Origin of the sequence: Corynebacterium sp. KPL2734, from assembly GCF_040225595.1 — a bacterium.
Taxonomy (GTDB): Bacteria; Actinomycetota; Actinomycetes; order Mycobacteriales; family Mycobacteriaceae; genus Corynebacterium; species Corynebacterium rhinophilum.
Genome location: NZ_JBEHFO010000059.1, coordinates 1 through 670 on the forward strand (window position 1 = coordinate 1; position 670 = coordinate 670).

1 protein-coding gene and 1 pseudogene are annotated in these 670 nt (G+C 46.1%); one reads left to right on the forward strand and one right to left on the reverse strand.

The window, feature by feature from the left end:
* Window positions 1-187: pseudogene (locus tag ABRP88_RS11420) on the reverse strand (hypothetical protein); the annotation flags it as partial.
* A 20-nt stretch (window positions 188-207) separates the two neighbouring features.
* On the opposite strand from ABRP88_RS11420, the gene ABRP88_RS11425 reads away from it, so the two are divergent.
* Window positions 208-525: a hypothetical protein gene (locus tag ABRP88_RS11425; protein ID WP_349837265.1), complete on the forward strand. Its 318-nt coding sequence runs from the start codon at window positions 208-210 to the stop codon at window positions 523-525.
* The last annotated feature ends 145 nt before the right edge of the window (window positions 526-670 follow it).

A 670-nucleotide genomic window follows, 5' to 3' on the forward strand; every position in this document is an offset into this window, starting at 1 on the left:
ACGAGCCGTGTGCCATGAAACCCCCAACTTTGGAGCTACTGCCTGGCACGCGGGGTGCATCGACATATTTTCCGCCAAGATACGGTCCTCTACAAGACGGACCACACGGTCCTTCGCATCCTGGTCAAATTTCCTTGGCATATTCCAGATTTTCCCATCTACTCAAACGGAACAAAACCTGGGGCACTTCATAGTATGTTTCTGAGTATGGAAACAAATCCTGAAAAGATAGTTGATAATCTCTTGAAAGACATGAGAGAAGTTGATGACTGGATTTGCATAGCCGATGCAACTGCAGCCAATGAAAAAGATGCATTCGATGCTACTTACGAAGACGTCGTAACTATTCTTGAGGCCGTCAAAGAATCTCCTTCAGTGACTATCGGGAAAGTCGCAGGTCGTTTTATAGATCTCCCCGATAACTGGAGTCCCTCCGATGTAGCGAAGACCATCTTTTCGTCAGCAAATACCATAGTAGCGATGATGGATTTCTGGTTGCGCTCTACAGAAGATGTCTATAGCTAGAGATATTGCTTCTGCATGTGAGCTGAGCCTACCTGTTTCCGGTTGTGGGCTAGCACTGTGATGTCTAGTGACTTTTTGGACTCGGAGTCCAGTTAGTTTTTTGACTCGGAGTCCAGGAAGTTTATGGACAGGATGTCTAACTACT